Origin of the sequence: Chitinophaga hostae (assembly GCF_018224885.1) — a bacterium.
GTDB classification, from domain to species: Bacteria; Bacteroidota; Bacteroidia; order Chitinophagales; family Chitinophagaceae; genus Chitinophaga; species Chitinophaga hostae.
In genome coordinates this window covers 72,961-95,039 of record NZ_JAGTXB010000014.1, presented here as the reverse complement: position 1 = coordinate 95,039, position 22,079 = coordinate 72,961, and the positions used below count along the sequence as shown (strand labels likewise).

Annotated in this window: 16 protein-coding genes; 4 read left to right on the top strand and 12 right to left on the bottom strand. The window is 47.7% G+C overall.

What is annotated here, in order from left to right; genetic code table 11:
- Nucleotides 1-99 precede the first annotated feature (99 nt).
- Entirely contained in the window at nucleotides 100-1,077 is a 978-nt protein-coding gene (locus KE626_RS24005; protein WP_211975552.1) for a GlxA family transcriptional regulator, read from the top strand.
- A gap of 327 nt (nucleotides 1,078-1,404) precedes the next feature.
- Here KE626_RS24005 and KE626_RS24000 read toward each other — a convergent pair whose 3' ends face one another.
- The 8 genes from KE626_RS24000 to KE626_RS23965 all read right to left on the bottom strand — a co-directional run bounded on the left by KE626_RS24000 (nucleotide 1,405) and on the right by KE626_RS23965 (nucleotide 11,766).
- Nucleotides 1,405-2,151, bottom strand: a complete 747-nt coding sequence (locus KE626_RS24000; protein ID WP_211975551.1) for a hypothetical protein — start codon at nucleotides 2,149-2,151, stop codon at nucleotides 1,405-1,407.
- A gap of 72 nt (nucleotides 2,152-2,223) precedes the next feature.
- Nucleotides 2,224-3,693 (bottom strand): hypothetical protein, encoded by a 1,470-nt coding sequence (locus KE626_RS23995; RefSeq protein ID WP_211975550.1) that lies wholly within the window; start codon nucleotides 3,691-3,693, stop codon nucleotides 2,224-2,226.
- 103 nt (nucleotides 3,694-3,796) lie between these two features.
- Nucleotides 3,797-7,015, bottom strand: coding sequence for a TonB-dependent receptor (locus KE626_RS23990; protein WP_211975549.1), 3,219 nt, complete (start codon nucleotides 7,013-7,015; stop codon nucleotides 3,797-3,799).
- A gap of 45 nt (nucleotides 7,016-7,060) precedes the next feature.
- A complete protein-coding gene (locus tag KE626_RS23985; protein WP_211975548.1) occupies nucleotides 7,061-8,059 on the bottom strand; it encodes a FecR family protein in 999 nt (332 codons plus the stop codon).
- A gap of 100 nt (nucleotides 8,060-8,159) precedes the next feature.
- Nucleotides 8,160-8,753: an RNA polymerase sigma factor gene (locus KE626_RS23980; RefSeq protein ID WP_211975547.1), complete on the bottom strand. Its 594-nt coding sequence runs from the start codon at nucleotides 8,751-8,753 to the stop codon at nucleotides 8,160-8,162.
- A 96-nt stretch (nucleotides 8,754-8,849) separates the two neighbouring features.
- Nucleotides 8,850-10,241, bottom strand: a complete 1,392-nt coding sequence (locus tag KE626_RS23975; RefSeq protein ID WP_211975546.1) for a S41 family peptidase — start codon at nucleotides 10,239-10,241, stop codon at nucleotides 8,850-8,852.
- Between the two features lie 68 nt (nucleotides 10,242-10,309).
- On the bottom strand, nucleotides 10,310-11,113 hold the full coding sequence (locus KE626_RS23970; RefSeq protein WP_211975545.1) for an ester cyclase: 804 nt from the start codon (nucleotides 11,111-11,113) through the stop codon (nucleotides 10,310-10,312).
- A 71-nt stretch (nucleotides 11,114-11,184) separates the two neighbouring features.
- The gene (locus tag KE626_RS23965; protein WP_211975544.1) at nucleotides 11,185-11,766 is read right to left on the bottom strand and encodes a Crp/Fnr family transcriptional regulator; all 582 of its coding nucleotides are present in this window, start codon (nucleotides 11,764-11,766) and stop codon (nucleotides 11,185-11,187) included.
- A 182-nt stretch (nucleotides 11,767-11,948) separates the two neighbouring features.
- Between KE626_RS23965 and KE626_RS23960 the strand changes: the two genes are divergently transcribed.
- The 3 genes from KE626_RS23960 (at nucleotide 11,949) to KE626_RS23950 (ending at nucleotide 14,279) form a co-directional block, all read left to right on the top strand.
- Nucleotides 11,949-12,401, top strand: a complete 453-nt coding sequence (locus KE626_RS23960; protein WP_211975543.1) for an SRPBCC domain-containing protein — start codon at nucleotides 11,949-11,951, stop codon at nucleotides 12,399-12,401.
- Between the two features lie 70 nt (nucleotides 12,402-12,471).
- Nucleotides 12,472-13,269: a helix-turn-helix transcriptional regulator gene (locus KE626_RS23955; RefSeq protein ID WP_211975542.1), complete on the top strand. Its 798-nt coding sequence runs from the start codon at nucleotides 12,472-12,474 to the stop codon at nucleotides 13,267-13,269.
- Between the two features lie 56 nt (nucleotides 13,270-13,325).
- Nucleotides 13,326-14,279 (top strand): S41 family peptidase, encoded by a 954-nt coding sequence (locus tag KE626_RS23950; protein WP_211975541.1) that lies wholly within the window; start codon nucleotides 13,326-13,328, stop codon nucleotides 14,277-14,279.
- Nucleotides 14,280-14,316: 37 nt separating this feature from the next.
- Here the strand turns inward: KE626_RS23950 and KE626_RS23945 are convergent, their stop codons facing one another.
- The 4 genes from KE626_RS23945 to KE626_RS23930 form a co-directional block, all read right to left on the bottom strand.
- Nucleotides 14,317-16,593 carry an FAD-dependent oxidoreductase gene (locus tag KE626_RS23945; protein WP_211975540.1) on the bottom strand — a complete coding sequence of 759 codons (2,277 nt, stop codon included), beginning with the start codon at nucleotides 16,591-16,593 and terminating at the stop codon, nucleotides 14,317-14,319.
- 34 nt (nucleotides 16,594-16,627) lie between these two features.
- A complete protein-coding gene (locus KE626_RS23940) occupies nucleotides 16,628-18,604 on the bottom strand; it encodes a glycoside hydrolase family 2 protein (protein ID WP_211975539.1) in 1,977 nt (658 codons plus the stop codon).
- Nucleotides 18,601-20,502: a glycoside hydrolase family 97 protein gene (locus KE626_RS23935; protein WP_211975538.1), complete on the bottom strand. Its 1,902-nt coding sequence runs from the start codon at nucleotides 20,500-20,502 to the stop codon at nucleotides 18,601-18,603. The genes KE626_RS23940 and KE626_RS23935 overlap by 4 nt, the downstream gene beginning before the upstream one ends.
- Nucleotides 20,503-20,651: 149 nt before the next feature.
- Nucleotides 20,652-22,076: an SGNH/GDSL hydrolase family protein gene (locus tag KE626_RS23930; RefSeq protein ID WP_211975537.1), complete on the bottom strand. Its 1,425-nt coding sequence runs from the start codon at nucleotides 22,074-22,076 to the stop codon at nucleotides 20,652-20,654.
- Nucleotides 22,077-22,079 lie beyond the last annotated feature (3 nt).

Sequence of the window (22,079 nt, the reverse complement as noted above, 5' to 3'; positions counted from 1 at the left end):
TGCACCAAAGGTAAAGACAGAAAGCAATGGGTATAAATGGTAAATACGGCAACTTATGGTGGGTATTTGCGTCATCCATTTGATCTATATTTGATGATCATGATCCAGATATTCATTCTTACCATAAGAAATGCCGCTGTGGCTTCCATTGCTGACTGCCAGCATGTTTTTACCATGGTAAACACCTTTCTGACCGAGCGCGGGAAAAAGCCCCTGTTTGAGGTAAAGCTGGCCGGCATTACCGGGGAGGTAAAGTACAATGGCGGCCTTTTTAAAGTAACACCGGATGTCAGGCTGGAGGCCATACAAACCGCCGATCTCATTATTATTCCCGCGTTAACGGGCGACATGACCACCGCCGTTATGCTCAATACGCCCTACTCGCTTTGGGCTGTGGAACAATACAAGGAAGGTGTGGAAATAGCCTGTTTAAGCTCCGGTGTTTTTCTGCTCGCCTTTTCCGGTCTCCTGAAAGGCAAACAATGTACTACCCATTGGAGCTATGCCAACGAATTGAAGTACTTCTACCCTTCTATCGATGTGGCCGATGAACGCATGATCACCGACCAGCATGGGCTGTATTCCAGCGGAGGCGGTAATGCTTACTGGAATTTATTGCTGCACCTGGTGGAAAAATATGCAGGCAGGGAAATTGCCATCTATGCAGCCAAGTATTTCGTGATCGACCTCGACAAAAGCATACAGTCGCCCTTCATCGTGTTCCATGGTCTGAAAGACCATCACGACGACATCATAAAAGAAGTACAGCTATTCATTGAAAAGCATTATAGGCATAAGCTTACGGTGGATGAGTTAGCGAAACAATTCAACATGAGCCGGAGATCGTTTGAACGGCGCTTTAAGAAAGCTACGCGGAACACCGTCGCTGAATATATACAGCGGGTCAAAATTGAAGGCGCAAAAAAGCAACTGGAAATCGGCAGAAAATCCATCCAGGAGGTAATGGTGAATGTTGGCTATACGGATACACAAACTTTCCGGGACGTTTTCAGGCGTAATACAGGGATGACCCCGGTGGAATACAAAAGCAAATATTCCAGGAAAATGCTGGACTGACGGGCCCGCTCATGATCGCCGCTGTTTGCATATTCACGTCTCTTTCCTATATTTTGGGTACGCTTGTTCTATTACCCTATCTGTTAACTCAAAAAAATCAGGGTATGAGAAAGATCATTCTGAACTTAGCCATATCGCTGGATGGCTTTATTGAAGGCGGGGTTTTACAAAGGCATTGAATTGCCCGATCCTGCTAAATTGCTCAAAGGTTCGGGCAAAGTACACCGGTATGTGGAGATAGGTTCAGAGCAGGAGATCCATGCACCCGCGTTAAAAAAGTTGTTGAACGAAGCCTTGAAGGCGTGTCACAAACGGATGAAAAATAAGTTATAGTACCGTGATGGTAGCCGTTATGTAATTTTCTGTTTCCTCCCCCTGATCGTCATTGATATTTACAAAAAGATAATGACCGTAGTAATCGGGAGTGCCTGCAATCAATGGAAACATATCGCCGCCATCCGCGGTTTGCTTAATAAACTCCCCTGTTTTCACATCTTTCAGCTTAAAAAAATAGCCGGGAGGATTATCTCCCTCTCCCAACTTCGGGAATGTCCATACTTTGGGATTAGCGTCGTTCAGCTTCAGCCCTTTTATCACTATGCCGGCATCTTCCATAAAAAGCGTATAGAGATGTACATCTACCTCGGGATAAGGATTAAACGGTTTCCTCACATTATAGATAAACTGGATCCGGATAGAATCTGCCGGTACGTTCACATCGCTGATGAAACCCTTTATTTGCAGTGATTCGCTGTAGCCCACTCTGAATTGCTGTGTTTTGTTGGCAGCAATAGCGATGTTGGTATCTGCGATCAGGGAAGTGGTGCCTGCCTTATAAATTTTAAGCACACCGGATTTACCGGCGGGAAACATGAAATCAAGGTTATCTGCTGCCTCCGGATCTATCTGTCCCAGTTTTTCCGTACCCAGGAATATGTCTGCCTTTCCTGCATCAGGAAGATTCAGGTAAGTGACCTTGATGGCGCCGAAATAATGCTCCTCCGGTGCTTTACCTTTACTGCAGGCGCTGAATAAAATAACAACTAATATAACGAACAAACCGATTTTTTGCATAATGCCTTACTTTGATAAAGTAATAACGTATAAGGCAGCACCTTATACGTTATTACCAATTTTAAAAGAATTTTACCATCTAACCTGTATCCACTTGTTAGGTGTAGTACCCAATGCCCATGTATTGATCTGGGAACCGGAGCCGCTTGCAGCTCCGCTGGACTGGAAGTTGGTCACAGCTGTTCTGTTAAACGGAGAAACCAACCACAAAGATGCATTCGGGTTTGCATTTTTAATACCTACGTTAGCTGGGCTGGCTGCCAGTGCCATTGTATAAAACCAGGTTTTGGCGTTATCAAACCTTACGCCCTTATTAGGAAGACCATTACTTTCTGCTACAAATGGCGTAGTATTAAGTACGAACGGAGTTGGACCAAAGCCATGTGCAAAGCTGCTCTTGATAAAGGATGTACCGGCACGGTACTTAGGTCCGGTGCTACCTAAAGCGGTGTCGATAGAAACACCGAAGTTGTAACCCATGAAGATAGAGTTAGTGATTTCAAACTCTGCATTTCTTCTCAGCTGAGCGCCACGACCATAACGTCCGGTACCTGATGGTCCTTTGGTAGAATCCAGTGCTGCTGCAGCCGTTTGTACACCTACTATCGTTACAAATTTGTACTTAGGATGTGTGATGCGGGTAGTTACGGCGCCATCAGCCCTGTTATCACTTTCAAAGCCATTAGACTGGCTCTTGTCGGCGCGTTGCGGATCGGCCAAACCTAATGCGTTAGTGATACTACCGTTGTAACCGTTGTCGGTATCAAACATGTCATCCAGTGCATTGATAGAGATCAGGTGAGTTGCATTTACGGAACCACCAAACCATTCAAACGCGTCGTCTTTTGATTCTGTTACAGCAACGTAATCGATCACTGTTTTGCTACCAACACCTCCCAGTGTTAAACCGTTGATTTCGTTGTCAACCGCCAGTTCATAACCTGCATATTCTATACGAACATATTTCAAGATACCGGAACTATCTGCATCGTTGGTACCACCATAGTAAGGGCTTGCAGGGAAGCCGTTAGGAATACCTTCGATACGGGCGGAATCGCCGCTGCTTGGATTGTTGATAGGCGCTCTACCCAGGATAATAACGCCGGCCCAGTCACCTGATTTCGCAGAATCAGAAACGGTGTTATCATTGTAGCGATAAGAAGTAAATACGATCGGGCAATCAGCCTGACCAACCGCGTTGATCCTTGCACCACGGGTAATAACCAGACCGCCACCAGGAGTAGTGGAAGTACCGGCAAGACCCAGGATACGTGTACCATGCTGGATAGTGAGGGTATGTCCTGCTGTTACATATACGATACCACTTAACTTGTAGCGTTTGGTATTGCTTAAAGATAAGTTAGTATTAATAACACCGGTAATGGTGCTGTCGACAGTTGCATCCAGACAGCCGGTAGCGAGTACGCCGGCGTTCAGGGGACGATCGTCGGTACGTTGAAGATCCTTTTTGCAGGACGAGATTAACATCATGCCTAATGCGGCAACAGGCAATGCTAAAAAAATCAATGGTTTTCTTTTCATTTGTTTTTGTTTTTTTAGGTTAAAAAGCATACCTGATCAGGGTACATATATGGGGATACGCGTATGTCTTCTCTTTACTTTCCGCATCAACCATCCGTCTTCATCAGAAGCGGTAACTCACCGTTCCGCTCCAGGTGGTGCCAGGACGGGCTTCATAATCAATCCGGCTTTCACCTCGTTTGTATAAAAGTTGTTTGGTGGTCGGATCTTTTTTATGATCCAGTATATCCAGCTGACCGGAAAAAGGATTCCAGTACACCAGCGAATAACTATTCAGCAGGTTCGCAACGTTCATTTTAAGTTCCATCCGCCTCTTCAACAGGTGTACTGCCAGCTGGGCATCCAGGCTTTGCATAGGCCGTTCAAACAGCGATTGAAAATATATTTCAGAAGGTCTGAACAGGCGGTTGGAAACATAGTTATAGGTGACGCTCAAAGAAACAGGCCTGGTATCGTAATACAATCCCGCATTTACCATCAGGTTACTGGCGCCCGCCTGCGGGCGTTTTTCTTCCGCTCCTATAACATCTGTTGGCACAATCTTTAACGGATTATTCGGATCCAGTTCGTTGATGCTGGTGGTCATCCGTAATACGCTGGCATATAAGCGGGTAAAATTGCCAAACAGCGTGATATTGCGCAGCACAGGCACCTTAGTGAAAGCCAGTGATTTCCGGGCTTCCAGTTCAATACCATAATTTTTTGCAGAACGATTGTTCCTTAGTTCATATTCCCGGTTATCTCCCTGCTTATATATCTCCATAGGATAATCTATTTTTTTATAGAACAGGGAAACAGATAACACCTCCCCCGGAGCCGGATACCACTCATAGCGAAAATCAAGGTGTTTCAGCAAGGATGACCTTACCAGGTTAGCCTGGTAAACGCCGCCCAGCTCAAAATCATATTCCTTGAAATAGGATAGTTCGCGCAGATCGGGCCGTATAATACTCTCTGCATAGGCCAAACGCAGGTTCATAGCTGGTGTAACGCGATAGGTCAGGTTGGCGGAAGGAAACCACCTCAGGTTAGGCTCCCGGCTTTTTATCGCAGAAAAATCAAACTGCTGGCCGGTATTCCTTGTACTGTTAATGTTGGCAAATGCGGAATCGAGATTGGCGTTCGCATTATTGAGATCATAATACTCCGCCCGTACCCCCCACACCAGTCGCCATTTTTCGCCGATCTTATCATCCAGCATCGCATAAAATGCGTGTAAAGCAGCAGTGCGGTGGAAATTGTCGCCGAACTTATCAAAAGCAAAAGTGACCTTATTCTCCGCAGAGAAAGCTTTTGATAAAGGAGGCGTATAAATATTGGATGAAAAACCCGTTGCTGCATTTACCACATAAAAAAGCCGGTCCTTACTCCAGCCGGCGTACCCTGCTTTAAGGGTATTACTAAAAGGCAGCTTCCCTGCGTTGAAACTAAAGGGTACCGACAAGGATGCATCCCAGGTAAAATTGTTCTCCAGCGCGCGGTTCCACCAGCGCAGTGCGCCCGCGCTCACTCCGCTGCTCTTGGCCTCGCCAATATTGTAATCGCTCGGATCACCCGGATTCACCTGGGTATAACCTGTTGTGTTCTGATGATTGTCGGGCTTCTGGCGATCCAGGTGGATATAACTGCCCATCCATCTGAACTTTATTCCCTTGTTGCCCAGCAGGTGCTCTCCTTTCAACTGGTTTTGCCATAGCCTGGTTTGTGTTGTAAGATCATAGTAGCCTAATGCAACAGAGTCGCCGCCCAATTGCAACTGCTGATCCAGTGTGCGGAGATACAAACTCTGAAAGCCAATTTTGTGGCGCTTATTACGGTATCCTGCTCCAAACAAACCGCCCACATTGGTGGTAAATCCATAACGTTTGCCATTATAACCCACAAACTCCCCGGCCGGGTCACCCGGTTTCAGTTGCGCATCAAAACCATCGCGACTCATACGTATATCCTGTGTGGACAAGGTATTGCGATAACTCACGGATGCCACCACACCAAATTGCCCTCCCTTATGATCGGGGAATACACGGCCGCCCGACAGCTGATAATTCTGAGAGGGATGCGCCGTAAAGCGATACAGTCCCCAGTTATTATTGATAATAGCGGGATCGTTACTGTGTGACTGGTATCGGTCGATAATATCGTTGCGGCTTTTCCAGTCGAGCGTGCCAAACAACTCCCGGTGTTTTGACACCTGGCCCCAATACTCACGTCCATCCATTTTAAGTGACACAAAATCTTTCCCGGTCGTTTTACTGTTATAACTGCCACCTGCACTGAGGTTCAAAAAATTCTCCGTTGGTATATCCAGCGTGTTCACTTCTACCAATCCGCCGCCAAATTCGGCACTACGGTCAGGCGTCAACGTTTTGATCACCGTTACATTTTCAACGATATTGGAGGGGATGATATCGAAACTGAAATTCTTCCTGTTCAGCTCTGTACTCGGCATCACCTGCCCGTTCATCACCGCCTGGTTATAGCGTTCACTGAGGCCGCGCACCACCACATACCTGTTATCCATGGTAGCGATCCCGCTTACGCGTTTTAATACTTCTCCTATATTTTTATCCGGTGTGCGGCTGATCTGTTCTGCGCTGATACCATCAGATATAGCTGCATTATTTTTTTGCCGGAGATACAGGGAAGCAATTGATTCCCTCCTGGCAGAAGCCACTACTTCAACACCTTTTAACGTGCCCTTTTGTGCATTTAATGTAATGTTCAACAACGCGGGTGTTTCTCCCCTGATAATCACTTCATTGATCTTTTTGCTGATATAACCGATAGAGCTGATTTGCAGGGCGTAAGTGCCAACAGGTAGCTCCAGCTGGTATTTCCCTTCTACATCGGTGGCGGTTCCCTGGGCGCCCACTTTCACCGTAGCCCCGATTACCGGCTCTCCGTTCTTTGCATCCAGCACCTGCCCGGTGAGTTTACCGGCAGCGGTTTTTTCCCTGGCTTTTCTATGAAGGGTAATCACATCATTTTCCAGCTGAAAATTATACCCTGTGCCTTTTAATGCGGCGGAAAGTATTTCCGGCACTGTGCCGCTGCTAATGTTTACGGTGACCTTTGTCAACAGGTTTACATCTTCCTTTACCACATTTACCACATAATTACTTTGCGTTTCAATCTGTTTTATTAACTGGCTTAACGGCGCCTGGTTATAAGAAACATCCAGTTTCTTTGCACCTTGTTGTGCAAACAAAACGTTCCCACATAAAATAATTAACATAAAACAGCTGAGCAGGCGACCCGTAAAAGTGTTGACAATACTCCGCCGTTCCCCCTTCCGGGGGCCATTTGTTGTACAATTGCGCATTCTTGTTCTTTTTTTTAGCGTGTGCTAATATGACAGGTTTTCCAATTATTTTATGATGATCAATGAATCTTTCACTTCATATTTGAACTGCACCATCTTGCTTAACAGGTGAACAATCTCCCATTTGCTTTTATGGCGGAACGTAGCTTTGATATGCTTATCCAGTATACCGGAATTATGTATTTCGAATGTTAGCCCGTAATTATATTCCAGGCTTCTGAATACATCCTGCATCTTCATATCGGTAAACACAAGATCATTTTTTATCCATCCGTCTACAATACGTTGGTCCGTTTCCGTTAGTAGTGAATTACCGGTGGCTTCCGAAATAACAATTCTTTTTCCGGGTGTCAGCATCACACTATCCGGGTTTCCGCTGCTGCTGACGGCTATTTTACCTGTTTTAACGGCAATGGCCGTAGTACCTTCTGTTGTGTAGTTTCGTACATTAAAAGATGTTCCCAGCACATCAATGGCTACTTTACCGGTTATCACTTTAAATGGTTTATGCACATCTTTTGTTACATCCAGGAAGATCTCGCCTTCCAGCAGCTTCACCTCTCTGAGCTGTGCCGAAAATTTTTCAGGATACATTACTTTGGAGGCGCCGTTAACATATACCCGGGAGTTATCGGGGAGATACACCACTATGTGTTCCCCTGGCAGGGTTGCAACCGTTTTCCATTCCATCACCACCTCCCTGTTTTTCCGGACGCCTGGTTTGTTGGTCCACCATACAACGATACCAACCACCAATACTGCCGCCGCAGTAGCACTGACAACTGCCGGTCTTTTCCACCAGGCTGCCGGCCGGCGGATTATTTTACCGGATACATGCGGAGCAATATGCTCATAAGCATGATCCAGTACCGTGCTGCTTAGCTGCACGGGCTGTTGCTCCAGCCATTCCTCTTCCGGAAAGATTTGCAGGAGCTCTTCTTCCGACGCATTTTCCAGGAACTGCAAAATCCATGTTTCTTCCGCGGCGGTTAAGGTGCCGGCTTTCAGTCCAGCCAGGTATGAGCGTATTTTTCCGGTATCCATGTAAGAAGTACGCTGGAAATACCTGTCATCCCTCCTCAAAATGTATTAAGGAATTGTTAAGTGGTGGCGAACCAGGTGTAATGCAGCAGGGACAGGCTATTCAGGCTACCAATAAAATAATGCTGATGAGAAGAAACTGTATTTTTGTCAATAATTTTGACTGCAGGATACGGGACGTTTGGCGGATATATTTTTCTACGGTTTTGATGGCGATCCCTTCCCTTTGTGAAATCTGGTTATAGGTAAGACCAAACTCCCGGTGCAGGCGAAAGCATTGTTGTTTTAAAGGGCTTATTCCCTTCATCACCTGTTCATAGTGCTGGTTATTTTCTTTTTCGTGGATATTTTTAAAAGCGTCGGTATAGCTGCCATAGAGCTGGTTCCGGTGGGTTTCCTGTATGGACCGGGTATACCCGCTATTACGTTTTTTGTCTTTCGCGAGTGTTCTGAAATGAGAGATAACGGTATTCCTGAGGATTTTAAACAGGTAGCCTTCCAGGAATTGTTCTTCATCTATCTGTGCCCTGTTTTGCCATAATTTTACATATACTTCCTGTGCAATATCATCGAGGTGGATGTTGTTGCTGTCGAATGCTTTTACCAGGTATGCATACACCCTGGCATAAGTTTTATCAAAAAACTCTCTGAAGGCTAACTCGTTACCATTCTTTATTTTGAGTGCGAGGAGATCCATATGCTACCTATATTTTTTAGCAGCCGGGCAAATATATTTCAACCGCCCTGCTATCCAACATTATTAAAAGGTTAATTGGGGCAATACCATTGCTGGCTACCGGATAAGTACCGGCGCGGCTTTGGATGCCTGTTCCACAGCTGATCTGTAAATGGTTGTTGCGCTGAGGACCGGATGTAATGCAGGTATCCGCAGATCTGTCGGATCACCGTTATAACCGGCGCCATATATTATTTCCAGCGCTTTATGTATCAATACGTCTTTGTTGGTGCCGATGTCGCCCAGCGGTAAGGTTCCCGTTTCGCTGAGTTTATACTGCGGTACCAGGCCGCCGGCATATCCGCCCTCGTTGTTTTTATTAAACAGTTTGTAAACAATGGGCTGTAGTGTCCAGTCGATCAACGGAGGATTGTGCAGGTCTTTTATAGTAAAGCTGGCCTCGTCTTTCCCGGTGGTTGTTTCACCGATCTGGATCACATTGATAAAAGGTTTCAGGTTGTTTACCAGCAGCTCGGCCGATGAGGCGGTGGCATTTGTTGTCAGCACAAAAACCCTGTTCAGCTGCAGTTGCCCGGGCTGCAGGTCAGCAAAGCGGCGGCCTGTTGCATTTGCCGAGGTATTCAGCACACTTTGCAGGCTATGTGCGTGCTTTCCTTCCTGCTGATTACCCTGGTAAACGGCAAAGATGTCGTTGCTACCAAGATTGCCGGCTATTAATGCGGCTAGTTTGGCGCAGGAGGCTATGCTCCCGCCGGCGTTATAACGGAGGTCCACTATGAGTTCGCTGACGCCTTCTCTTTTAAATTTTGCAAAGGCTGTCAACAGGCTTTCATCTACATTTTCATTAAAGCTGGTGTAATACAGGTAGCCGGTTTTGTTACTATTTCCGGAAAAAAGACGGGTATAATAAACGGCATTTTCAGACTGGTAGTAGGGATCCAGCGCCTTTGTATCGCCCGCTTTCCAGGTGTTGTTCTGATAGGTAGCTGTGGTTAGCATAAGGTGACCACTGCTATTCAGCAGTTGGTTAACCTTCCCCATGTTCTGCGCATTTACGGGCATGCCGTTTACCTGTATAAAATAACTGCCGCGTTTAAATCCGGCCTGGTCTGCCGCGCCACCGTTATTTATAAACGTAACGACCCCGATATACTGATCAAGACCGGGTACCTGTAAAAAAGCATACTGACATCCGAATGTAAAATAGGCATTGCTGGCGGGAGGTACATCTGGTCCGCTGATATGGGAAAAACGATCGTTAACAGACAATAGTGATTTAAAAAAAAGTTCCGGGCTGAGCGCATAGTCCGGGTTGGAAGGTATTTGATCACTCCAGTAATAAAATCTGCGCATGCTGTCCAATACCCATTTGTTGATCTTACCCAAACTATCCGTTGAGTCGGGCGCCGGCAGTGCTTCTTTTTTAGAGCAGCTGCCCAGCATTAACAAACCTGTAAAAAGGGCGATTAGTTTAACAGCGGATTGCACATAGGGTAATTTAAAAGTAAATTAGCCCTTTTCAGGTAGAGGAGAAAATAATGGCTGTGAAGTTTACATTAACAGATCAAACAGGAATTGCTGCCGGTCATCACCACCCTCGCCACCACCCTGTTGTTGGTGGCAATAATATCTTTGATCGTATAGTGCAGATCCGGAAAAGCTTTCCGTATTGCGTTTACAATTGGTTTCAAACCATCCGGGCCCTTTTGCGGATCGGGCACAGATGGCGTGTGATTGATATAATCCCGGCTCAGCAATTCATCAAGTACTTCCACGTGTCCGCTATTCCATACTTCGTTGAAGTAACGTTCTACCAGCTGCTTATTTTTTTGTTCCGCAGCCGGAGCAGAATGATTACAGGCCGTGAATAACAGGAGCAGGGTTACGGGCAACACCAGTGCCGGCAACGGCATCTTTGCCGGTTTAATCAAGCTATTATCGATGGCATACCTGCCGCTGCCGTTCACCAGCAAAGCCAGCGACAAGCCAATTACCAGTAAATGATACTCGTACCCCTCTCCTTTTTGGGTGCCGAACCAGTTCATAAAAAAGCCATGCTCTGCGTGGGCCGTAAAAATAATACCGGTAAACAAACAGATCATCGCTATCGACCATATCCTGGAGGCAAAACCAATGATCAGGGAAAGAGCGCCAACGAATTCAATGGCGATCACCAGGAATGCGATCAGCCAGGGTAAATGCAGGGTATCCGTAAAAAAGGCCATTTCATTAGTAAACCCGGGGCCGCCAAACCATCCGAATACTTTTTGCGCGCCATGAGGAAATAATATCAAGCCGAGCGTGAGGCGTAAGATCAGGCCGGTCCAGTCATTGCGTGTGCTAAAAATTTGCTGTTTCATCTATTTGTATGTATTTAGAAACACAAATAAACGACGCGGGAAAACCAAAAAAATTAAACTGGTTGAAGAAATTATTGCCGGCTTAATTTTTTCCGGAGCATGCTGAGGAATACCGGAGTAAAGCCTAAATAAGCAGCCACCTGTTTTTGGGGGATGCGCTGTTCCAGCTGGGGGTATTTTGTTATAAAATCGAGGTAGCGTTGCTCTGCGGTAAAAGACAGATTTTGATTAATACGGCGTTGCTGCGCTATAAATGCATTCTGCAGCAGTATCCTGAAAAAGCGCTCAAACTTAGGGACCCTTTCATACAACAGCTCGAGGTCGGGCTTTGAAATCTGTAACAGTTCCGTGTCTTCCAGTGCATCTATATAGTAATCTGATGCCGCGCCGGTGAAGAAGCTGAAAAGATCGCTTGCCCACCAGCCTTCTACCGCAAACATCACGATGTGTTCCAGACCGGCTTCATCGATGGTGTACATCCTCAGACAGCCCTTGACAATAAAGTTCTCCGTTTTGCAGACTTCGCCCTGCCGGAGCAGGTATGCCTTCTTTTTGAGAGAACGGGATGTTAGCAGGGAGTAGAACAGGTTGACTTCTTCTTTTTCAAGATGAATATGGCGTTCAATATTTTTCAGGATAAGTTCATCTTCCATTTTTCAGTTGCAGGCGGTTATAACAGGCAATGAAGATAGGTATTTTCCGGGAGAAGACCAGTGGAGTACCCTTTGCTGTCGTTTTTCAAAAATAAATTTGGGTAACTCAAAAGTTACATATAAGTTTGTGTAACTTTAAAGTTACGTATTAAACGCTCATCATTAAATACAAATCAAACAACATGAACCAGCAAGATTACCAGTCCCGGATAGTGGCCAACACTACGGCCGGCAAAGCATTCAACAGCATTAACAACGTTGCCGCCTGGTGGACAGAAAATACCGAAGGCTCTGCTACACGCCTGAACGACGTGTTCACCGTACATTTTGGCGCCACCTATATGACCTTTAACGTCGTTGAATTTGTACCCAACAAGAAAGCAGTGTGGTTGGTAACAGACTGCTTTATCCCCCAGCTTAAAGACAAAAAGGAATGGAACGACACCCGCATCAGCTTTGAGATTACCACGGAGGCACATTTAACCACGATCGATTTTATGCATATCGGCATCGTACCAGGCATTGAGTGTTATGACAGCTGTGTAAAAAGCTGGGATCAGTTCACCAAAACAAGCCTGTTTAACCTGATCACCAACGGAAAAGGAGCACCCATTAAAAAAGTATTGGTATCATGACCGGATAGGCGGCTAAAATCCTATCTTTAAAATCTGCCGGGGATATTCCGGGCATCTAAAACCAGCACAGATGCAGCAATTAGAAGAAGGCCGCTTTTTAGGAGTAGTGCAGGAGTTATTCCGGCAGGAAGGTATTATAGTAAGCGAGGCCGCATACTATGAACAGGCATACCAGGGCTGGCATTGTCATGAACATCATCATATATCCCTGCTGATAAAGGGAGGCAACCGGGAGCAGCGCTCCGGCGCAGAACAGGAAGTTGGCGCCGGACAGCTGCTCTTTTACAATAGCGGCGAGCGTCATAAAAACAGCCATACCCAACATCCTTCCAAAAATATCAATGTTGAAATAACGGATGATTTTTTATCGAAGTATGAGCTGCAATTCAGCGCATCCGAACGCTATCCGGAACAGCGGGCGGATATGAAATACGCCTTACTGAAAATTTACAGGGAGTGCAGCTGTGGCGATGCTATTGCAGCCGCAACGATCCCTTCCCTGTTACTGCCTTGTTTTGAACCGCCGCTGGCCGGCAAACGGGCCATGCCACCGTGGATACAACAACTCAAAGCATTGCTGCTTGACCGTTGGGATGAAACACTGGCTTTAGAAGAACTGTCGGTGATCCTGGATGTACATCCCGTTACGATTTCCCGCTACTTCCCCGTTTATTTTAATTGCTCCCTGGGAGCGTATATGCGCAAGATAAAAATTGAGAAGGCGATACTGATGATACAAGGCAATCAGGCGCCGCTTACGGCGATCGCCCATGCCTGCGGATTTTTTGACCAAAGCCATTTTACCCGTACGTTCAAACAGGTTACCGGTTTTCTTCCCAAACAATTTCAGCAACTATCTGCCGGTTAATTTCATACTATTTCTTTACAGCCCGTAAACGGACCTTTGACGCGTAAATATTTTTTATGCTGATAAGAAGATTACTTTGTTGCTGGGCTGTAAGTTTCGCGCTGCCGGCAGCCGCACAACTCCCTCCACGGGAAATTTCCAGGGCAATAGACAGTGCCGCGGCACTGATACAACGGCACTATGTTTTTGCTGCAAAAGGAGAAAGCATCGCCAAACACCTGCGGGAACAACACCAGGCAGGTGCGTTTAACAACACGCCCAACTGGAAAACATTTGACTCAGTGGGTACCGCCATACTCCGCAGCTATAGCCAGGATGGTCATTTATATATGCGGTATAGTCCCGAGAAAGTTAAAAACCTGCGTTCCGAACAACAGCCGCATGGCGTGGATGATTTTTTTCACAGCCCCAAGGCCCGGGAACATAACTACGGCTTCCGGGAAGTTAAGGTGCTGGAGGGGAATACCGGTTATATAAAACTGGATGAAATTAATATTTCGGACGAAAGTTTACCGGTGCTGCAAGCCGCTATGGCGCTGGTATCCCGCACCCGCGCATTGATCATAGACCTGCGTGACAACGGAGGCGGGGGCAGCGAAATAAAACCGGTACTTGAAAGCTACTTCTTACCGGGTAACAAAGCCCTGCTGACATTTCATTCCCGCACCGGCGATACAGAAACAGACAGCACTATTACCATAGATCCTGCCCTTGTTTACAAAGGCGCCCTGCATATACTTGTCAACAAAAAAACCGCCTCCGCAGCGGAAGCATTCGCCTACGTGATGCAGGCGCAACACCGGGCAAAGGTAACCGGCCAGCCATCAGCAGGAGGCGCTAACCACAACGTATTATTTGTAGTGAATGACGATGTTTTCATTTCTATTTCCGAAGCAGCACCGGTGTTACCCGGTACTCAAAAAAACTGGGAAGGCGCCGGTGTACAGCCGGATTACGTGACCAGCCCGGGAAAGGAAATGGAAGAAGTATTGAAGCAAATTGCCAGGTAGGCAGCCGGTAACCGGGGGCACAGACTGCCCGCCTGTTTTAATAACAACGCACGGCAAACAACGCAGCCGGTACCTGCTCCGATGGATGTTCCACCTCGATGATCAACGTATCTGTTGTAACAGGCGTAGCAAACTCAAGGCGGTTATGCGTTTGATAATTGTTCCTTTTTTCTGCCAGCACATTCCCTGCAGCATCTTTGATCCGGTAATGCCTTATACAAAAAGGCATTACCGATTCCGGGTGCGACATTAATACCGACTCCATAGGATGGTCAAAGTCGGTATCCATCACCAGGTCAATATAACTGATCAGCTGCGGCTGCTGCCAGGTCAGCGTCAACGCAGGTTGCGGGTCATTCCAGTCCGCTACCCAGGCATTGGGCTGACCAGCCGGCCGATCGGTGCCATTACGTATACTTTCGGCCTGGAACAGGCGAATGCCCTGCTGATATTTAAGATCGATGTTATGCCCTTCCGGCCGGCGTTGCGGACACCAGAACTCAAACGCTTCCATCCCGATATCTTCCGGAGGTGTTTGTTTCCCATAGTTGGAAACCGCTTTGTTTACGCTGTTGAATACCGACAGTATCCCCGTCACCCGCTTCTCTGTGAAATGCAGTGCTACCAGCGGATTCTTTATAAAAGTAATAAAGGCATAACCCGCCTTCTCCAATACAGCATCAAACTGCAACGTGATGCAGTTTCTGCCGGGATGCAGCGGAATGGTTCGTGTAGCCAGCGTTACATCGGGCGTATAATTTCCTGGTTTGCTACTGATGCGCAACTCCAGCTGTAACGTAGTGTCAGCGGTAGCTTCAGCGTGAAAAACAACCGGCGCTACAGCGCCTTCCGGCAGCGGCAGCATCTGCGCTACAGAAAGCGTTAATGGCTTCAGTAATGGTTTACCGGGAAAACCTGTCAGCACCAGTTCGCTGGATGCCGCAATGGTAGCCAGTTGCACCAGGTCCTGCTTATCTTCCAGCACGAGCCCGGGAATGTATTGCCCGGTTTTTAAGAGTCGCTGTTGCAAGGCTCCGATATACCCTTCGTGAATAATATCCGCCGGTAAAAGACGTTCCTCCTTACATATTGCAGCGGCTACGCCCACCGCCTGTGATACATATGCCGCCGTAGCCATTACCCTTGTAGAGGCAAAAGCTACATGCGAAGCGCTGATGATACGGCCTGCCAGGAACAGGTTGCTGATATTCCTGCTGTATAAACTCCGGTAAGGTACCTGGTAGATGCCTTTACTATGCCATTGATTACAACCCGGCTTTTCACTAAAAACGCCGTCGGCAGGATGCAGATCCACGGACCAGCCACCAAATGCCACCGCATCTTCATGCGTACGTTGCTCAATAATATCCTGCTGCCGCATGATATAGTCCCCTTCAAAGCGACGGCTTTCGCGCTTACCCGGAATGGCGCCTACCCATTCCAATGTAAGGGTATCTGCTTCCGGGAAATTGCCCGAGTTTTTGATATAATCCCATACGCCGTAGATGACCTTCCACAGCTCCCATTTTATTTCTTCGGTATCATGCACGGTATCCAGGCGACCACCATACTCCACCCACCAAAGCCGGCAGCCAAAATCTTTTGCATTGAACGTTTTAAACCGCGGGATCTTTGTAATATCCTTTAATGCAAACTCCGGAGGGATAAATGTTACCGGTTTGCCGGTGTCCTTGCTGTAAAAATACAGGGTATGGCCAAGCAGCTCTCCATAGGTGGCTGAGGGCGCAAATTTTTCATCGAATTCATCACGACTTTCGGCGCCCATCCGGAAGGCCGCCCCGGACAAAAATCCCACTACCCCATCGCCGGAAGCATCACAAAATAGAGGCGCCGTGAGGATATATTCTTTCTGGTTCTGGCTGCAAAATGCCTTCAATGAGCGAATGGTTGCGGCATCTTTTTTTTCAACGGCATATACGGCGGTGTTTAACAACAGCGTGATATTGGGCTCTTTCTTCACTTTATCCAGCAATACCATATCGAATATAACGGGGTTGCCTTCCGGGTTACGCCAGGTGTTCTCTACCAGGATCTCATCTACCAGTCCTCCTTCCCTCGCCCAACGGTTGTTATTACCCATATGTGAGGTGGCGCCCAATATCCATAGCCGCACTTCACTGCTCGAATTACCTCCCAGCACAGGCCTGTCCTGCACCAATACGACTTTCATTCCCTGCCTGGCCGCCGTAATGGCGCAGCATACGCCTGAAAGACCACCACCTGTTATTACAAGATCCGTGCTGATGGTGATACCGGGGAAAGACCGGCTGTTGGTTTCTCCAGATTTTATCATGATCGTACATTTATAATTTTAATAATGACGCCGGCTAACGCAAGGCATCAAAGGTTTTAGTTACCACAGTAAAGCCTCCTGGCTTTACCAACGACACCGTCAGTGTATTGCCGGTAACAGGTATTGTAAGTTCCTGGCTTTCTCCGGGTTTAAGTGTCCGCAGTTCCGTCGATTGTCCTCCATAGCTAAGCCTGTAGCGACGAAGTGTATAAGAGGGAAAATCCAGGCGGGCAGCGACTTTAACAATGGCATTACCATCCTTTATCTTCAACAGCTCAATAACAGCGGGAGCAAATTCTTCTTGCCATACAGCGTAAACAGGACGTATACTCCTGTCCGGCGCTATCAGCCCCCAGGCACGATAGCCGTTGGCATCCGTTCCGGGATACCGGCTCATATAGTCATTGAACGTCCATACAGAAGCGCCGATGAGGTAATCACACTGCCGGAATACCTCCACCGCCTTTCTGAAATAACGGATGCGTTCTTCTTCCTGACCATCGGCCGGCAGCCGCATACCAAACTCGCTGATATAAACAGGTTTGTTGGGATATACTTCATGGATATGCTGCAGGTGCGCCAGTTGCCCGTTACCATAAATATTGGTGCTGATAAAATCCACGTACTGCGAGGCTTCATCTTCCGGATGCTTTACATAGTCCCGCCATACATTGAAACTGGCAAAAGTAATAAGACGGGTAGCATCGAGTGATTTCACAAAGGCGCCCATGTCCTTTACCCACGCAATCCCTTCCGGTGTTTGCGATTGAAATTCATTGCCTACACTATAAGCAACAATACAGGGATGATTCCAGTCGCGTTTAATCATTTCCGTTAGCTGCGACCTATATTTTTTTCGCATCAGCGGATCTGCCATCTGCCGCGGCGTCATCTGCCAGTTACCTGCTTCAGCGATGATCAGTAAACCGTGTTTGTCGGCCCAGATCAGCATACTTTCTGATACCGGGTAATGACTGATCCTGGAAAGTTCCATGCTTCCGCTTTTGATCAGGGTCAGATCCTTTTCCAATACTTCTTCCGGATCAAGCGACCCGTAGCCGGGGTAATCCAGTGGCCGGTTGCAGCCGCCCATACGAACGGGCTCCCCGTTCAGCAGTAACTGCGTGCCTTTAATTTCCAGCTTACGGATACCGAATGTTTTCCGCATGGTATCGTTACCTGCCGTTATTTCCGCTTCATAGAGATTGGGGGCATCCTGGTTCCAGTACCTGGCATCGGGCATTGTTCCTTCCAGCACTACCTGTCCGGCGTTTGCGGATAACTGTCTGAAGCGGATATTACCCGGTTGTCCCTGCCGGGAGATACTCACTTTTACAGCTGCATCGGAGGCCTGGAAATTTTCCAGGAACACGGTAACTGCAATACGTGCATTTCTTTTTTTCAGATCCGGTTCTGCAGTTACTTTTACGTTTTGTATAAAAGCAGCCGGCCGGGTAAGCAGCTGTACCGGCCGGGTAATACCGCCATAGTTCATCCAGGGATACAGTTGCGCCATGGCGGGAGATTCACTGGCATCGCTGGCTTTGGCCCCTGGTATCGTAGTCGTATCCCAGGCGTTACTCACGGAAACGGCTAATGTATTTTTCTCTTTCAGCAAATGCGTTACCTCTATTTCAAACGGCGTGTAACCTCCTTCATGCTCTCCTGCCAGTTGTCCGTTCAGCCAGATGCTGGTTTTATAAAATACCGCATCAAAGTGCAGGAACGTACGATTATCTTTCTGTACAACAGGCGCGTTAAATTTTTTAAAATACCAGGCTGTTCCTGTATAAAAAAAGTAGCGTTTATCTACCGAAAAACTATGCGGCACCGTTACTTTATCGAACCCGGCAGACGGAAAATCCGGTGTATACCATTTGTCAGGCACCCCTGTATTAAGCGGATCTAACGCAAACGTCCATACGCCGTTTAGCGGCAACCTGACAGTTCCCTGTCCCGCTGAAAACAGCGGCCATAGCAATAACAGCAGCAGTATATTTCTTTTCTTCATTTGTGCTCATTTACGCTTTCAGCCGGTATACCGGTATCGGCTATACGTACTACCAAACCGCCGGTAGCCGGAATGGTTACTTTCCTATCATCCCGTTTACGCATGTCTTCCGTCGCTGATACAAACGAGTTACCGTTTGCGGTATCAGTTATTAACATGGCTTTGTATGTTTGCCCGGACCGGAGAAATGTGGGCTGCAGCCGGAAACTGACCAGGCTGTCTGTGCCATTGATCATAGCCACATACCAATCGCGTCCTTTTCTCCTGGCAAAAGCGGCTATTTTCCCGATATCGCTGCCGGGTAAAACGATGGTTTCATCCCATGTTACCGGCAATGTTTTTAACAGGGGTAGGATGGGTTGCCAGGTACTGTCTTTCAGCAGTCGCAGCGGATTTTCAGCCATACATTGAAACGGGGAATTAAACAGGTACAGCAGCGCCAGCTGATGGGTAACCGTGGTGGGTCCGCGAAGACTGAATAATCCGGGTGTATAATCTCCATGGCCGCAGATAAAGCGGGTAAAGGGCAAGGCCGCATTATGCCAGGCTGGCAACGGTTCTTTCATCACATTCAGTTCCATGCCGCGGATACCTTCCCGGGTCATTTCGTTGGGATAGGTGCGGCTTTCTCCTGCAGGCGCCTGGCAGCCGTGAAAATTAACCATCAGTTTCCTGGCGGCAGCCCCTTTCAGCAGCGCTTCTTCAAACATTATCAGCGGCAGGGCTTCGCTGTTCATAAAATCCGTTTTGATACCCACTGCGCCCGCCATAGCCACGCTATCGAGGAAACTGTTGCGTAATACACTATCTCTTATTTCCTTTGAATTTTTCCATACCCATATATGTATCCCTTTCTTTGCAGCGCTGGTGCTTAGTATTTTCAACTGCTTCCATTTATCCGGCCATTTGGTTTCCCAGCCCTCGTCGAGTAGTGTATAGGCAAATCCGAGTTCGGCGGCGGCGTCAATAAAGCGCAATTCCTCCGCGGGTTCCATGTAGTGTTCGTCTCTGGTAATCCAGCTCCATACACTTTTCCCGGGCTTTATATAACGTGTATCTGCAAACAATACCGGGTCAGGACGCGGATTCAGATTTTCTATGACGTGATTATTTACCAGTTCGTTGAGGTTGTTAGCATAAAGGATAGTCCGCCACGGCGTTACCAGTTCACCTTTGAGAGTAAACCCGGTATCACCTTCCGTATAGTTTACCTGCACCGCTCCATTGCCGGTGGCCTTCAGTCGCATACCACTGTAGCGATACAATGCAGCTTCAGTGATCACTGCGTACTTTCCTCCCGGCAGCTCCATCACCAGAGGTTTGCCTTGTATGGGCCCCTGCGCGGAAACTACCGGCAGCTGATCCATCGTAGTACGTTGCCATAAACCAGCATACGATTGCAGTTTCCAGCTGTTATTACGTTCAAAATACCATACCCCGGTAGTAACAGGAAAGGTAAAGGTGGTTATCTCTTCCTGTACCTGTTTTTCTTCCTTCCCCGGGATGATATAACGGAAGGCGCAGCCGTTATCAAACATCCTGCAGGCGATGGTGTACTGATCGCGATCTTCATTTACGCTAATCGTATAGTCGACACAGTGATTAACAGCTGCAGCGGCGTTTAAACGCGCGGGCAGTACTTCCCGGATCACTTTTTGCCGGGAAATGGCTATCCGGTGCACGCGGGTACCATACAGGCGATGATTTATCTTTATGCCCATCGCCGATGGCAGCACCACTTCCTGTGCGCCGGCCTGCACCTGGTACAACAGGCGCCCTTCCCTGGTGTAAAGTTTTGCGCACAGGTTTTTATGCGGACTCTGTAGCGACAGCGTATCTGCCGCCACCGCCACCTGAAACGGTATTAATAATAAAGCTATGATGAACAAACACCGCATAAAAACGTGAAATAGTATATCCGTTATTTTTTGATCCTTCAAATTAACAGTCTGCCTTTCGTAACTTCAAAATATCGGGTGGCTAAAAAAAGTGGGAACATTCCCATTTCCCGGGAATGTTCCCATAGCAGGAAGAGGACATGGTTTTATTAATACGGTACTCCACGCAAGAGGATCTTACCTATATACACTACTGTCTGGTCATATTTTGCCGGGTGACCGCTGATATCTTCGAGTTGTTTTTCTCCCAGGATCTTCCTCTTATCGGCCTTTTCAGCGGACACGCGGATGGTCACCGTATGCACACCCGGTGGCAATGTTATAAATTCGTACTGGCCCCGGTAGCGGTTGTTGCAATAGCTGTTAAACCGGTTGATGAGGCGGCTGCCGCTGGCAGCCGTGGTGTCCAGCACCTCCAGCTGCCGGGTGCCGGTGATACCGCGTTCGGCCAGTTTCACAGGCGCACCGTCTACCAGCACTTCCAGCTGTCCGGCTTCTGGTCCGCCGATATCAAAGAAGCCAAACATGGTTCCTTTAAACCGGCAGGTAAAATAAGCGCCCGGCTGCGTTGCCTTCATGATGTAGGGAAACCAGCCGGTGAATTGCTGCTGCGGAGAACCTTTGGTAGTAACAGCATTCCAGCCGGAACTAAAGGTGGCTACTTCCTGTGGCGGATACATGCCGGCATCTTCCCAGTTATCCGCGATCAGCGGTGCGGGTATTGTTGGGGTAACAACGCCACTCACCTGCTTCATACCGTTCATAGCCCTGGCAATGGCCGCAGCATAAAGGTTGCCACCTGCCTGCAATGGATGCGCGCCATCGGTTGAAAAAAGGATGCTGCCGGCGGCCTCGGTACTATCTCCTTTCCACAGCAATTTTCCTTCCTTTTCCAACATCGACGCTTCCATACCCAGGTGTATGGATGGCAGGTTATAATAAGCAGCCACTTTTTCCAACCCTTTTATATTTTCCGGTATACCACCGCCGGCATAGATTTTCGTTTGCCCGTTATAGATAGTATAGATCAGGCAGATGTCGATGGCAGGATCATATTTCCTGATCTGCCTGATAATGCCTTCCATCCCATCGGTATAGGCGCCGTTCGCCGCAAATTCCACAAATACGAGGTCGGGATGATATTGCAACAGCTGGTCCTGCAGGCGACAGGCCCCGAGATCCGTTCCTGTTCCTGAAACACCGGCATTGATGGCCTTCATGGCAACGGAAGGATATAGCGACCGTATATACTTTGCCGTTTGAAGCCGGTAGCAAAACTTCCCCTGGGTAATGCTGCCGCCTATAAAGCCGATGGTCAGCGGTTTTCCTGCATTCACCTTTTTAAAGAAATGAGGCAAACCACCCCGTATCGTATATTCGGCCGCGTTATGAAAGCTGCCGGGTATAACCAGCGATACTTCCTGGCTGGCCGGATCAAAATATAAAGGAGAAGCGGCTCCCTGCGATGCTTCGATGAGCCGTTTCCGTTCGATGTCTTCCTTGCTTTGTGCCGTTGTTTTCAATGACATGCACATCCCGATCACCAGGCTGCAGCAAATAAAATAGTGTTTCATAAA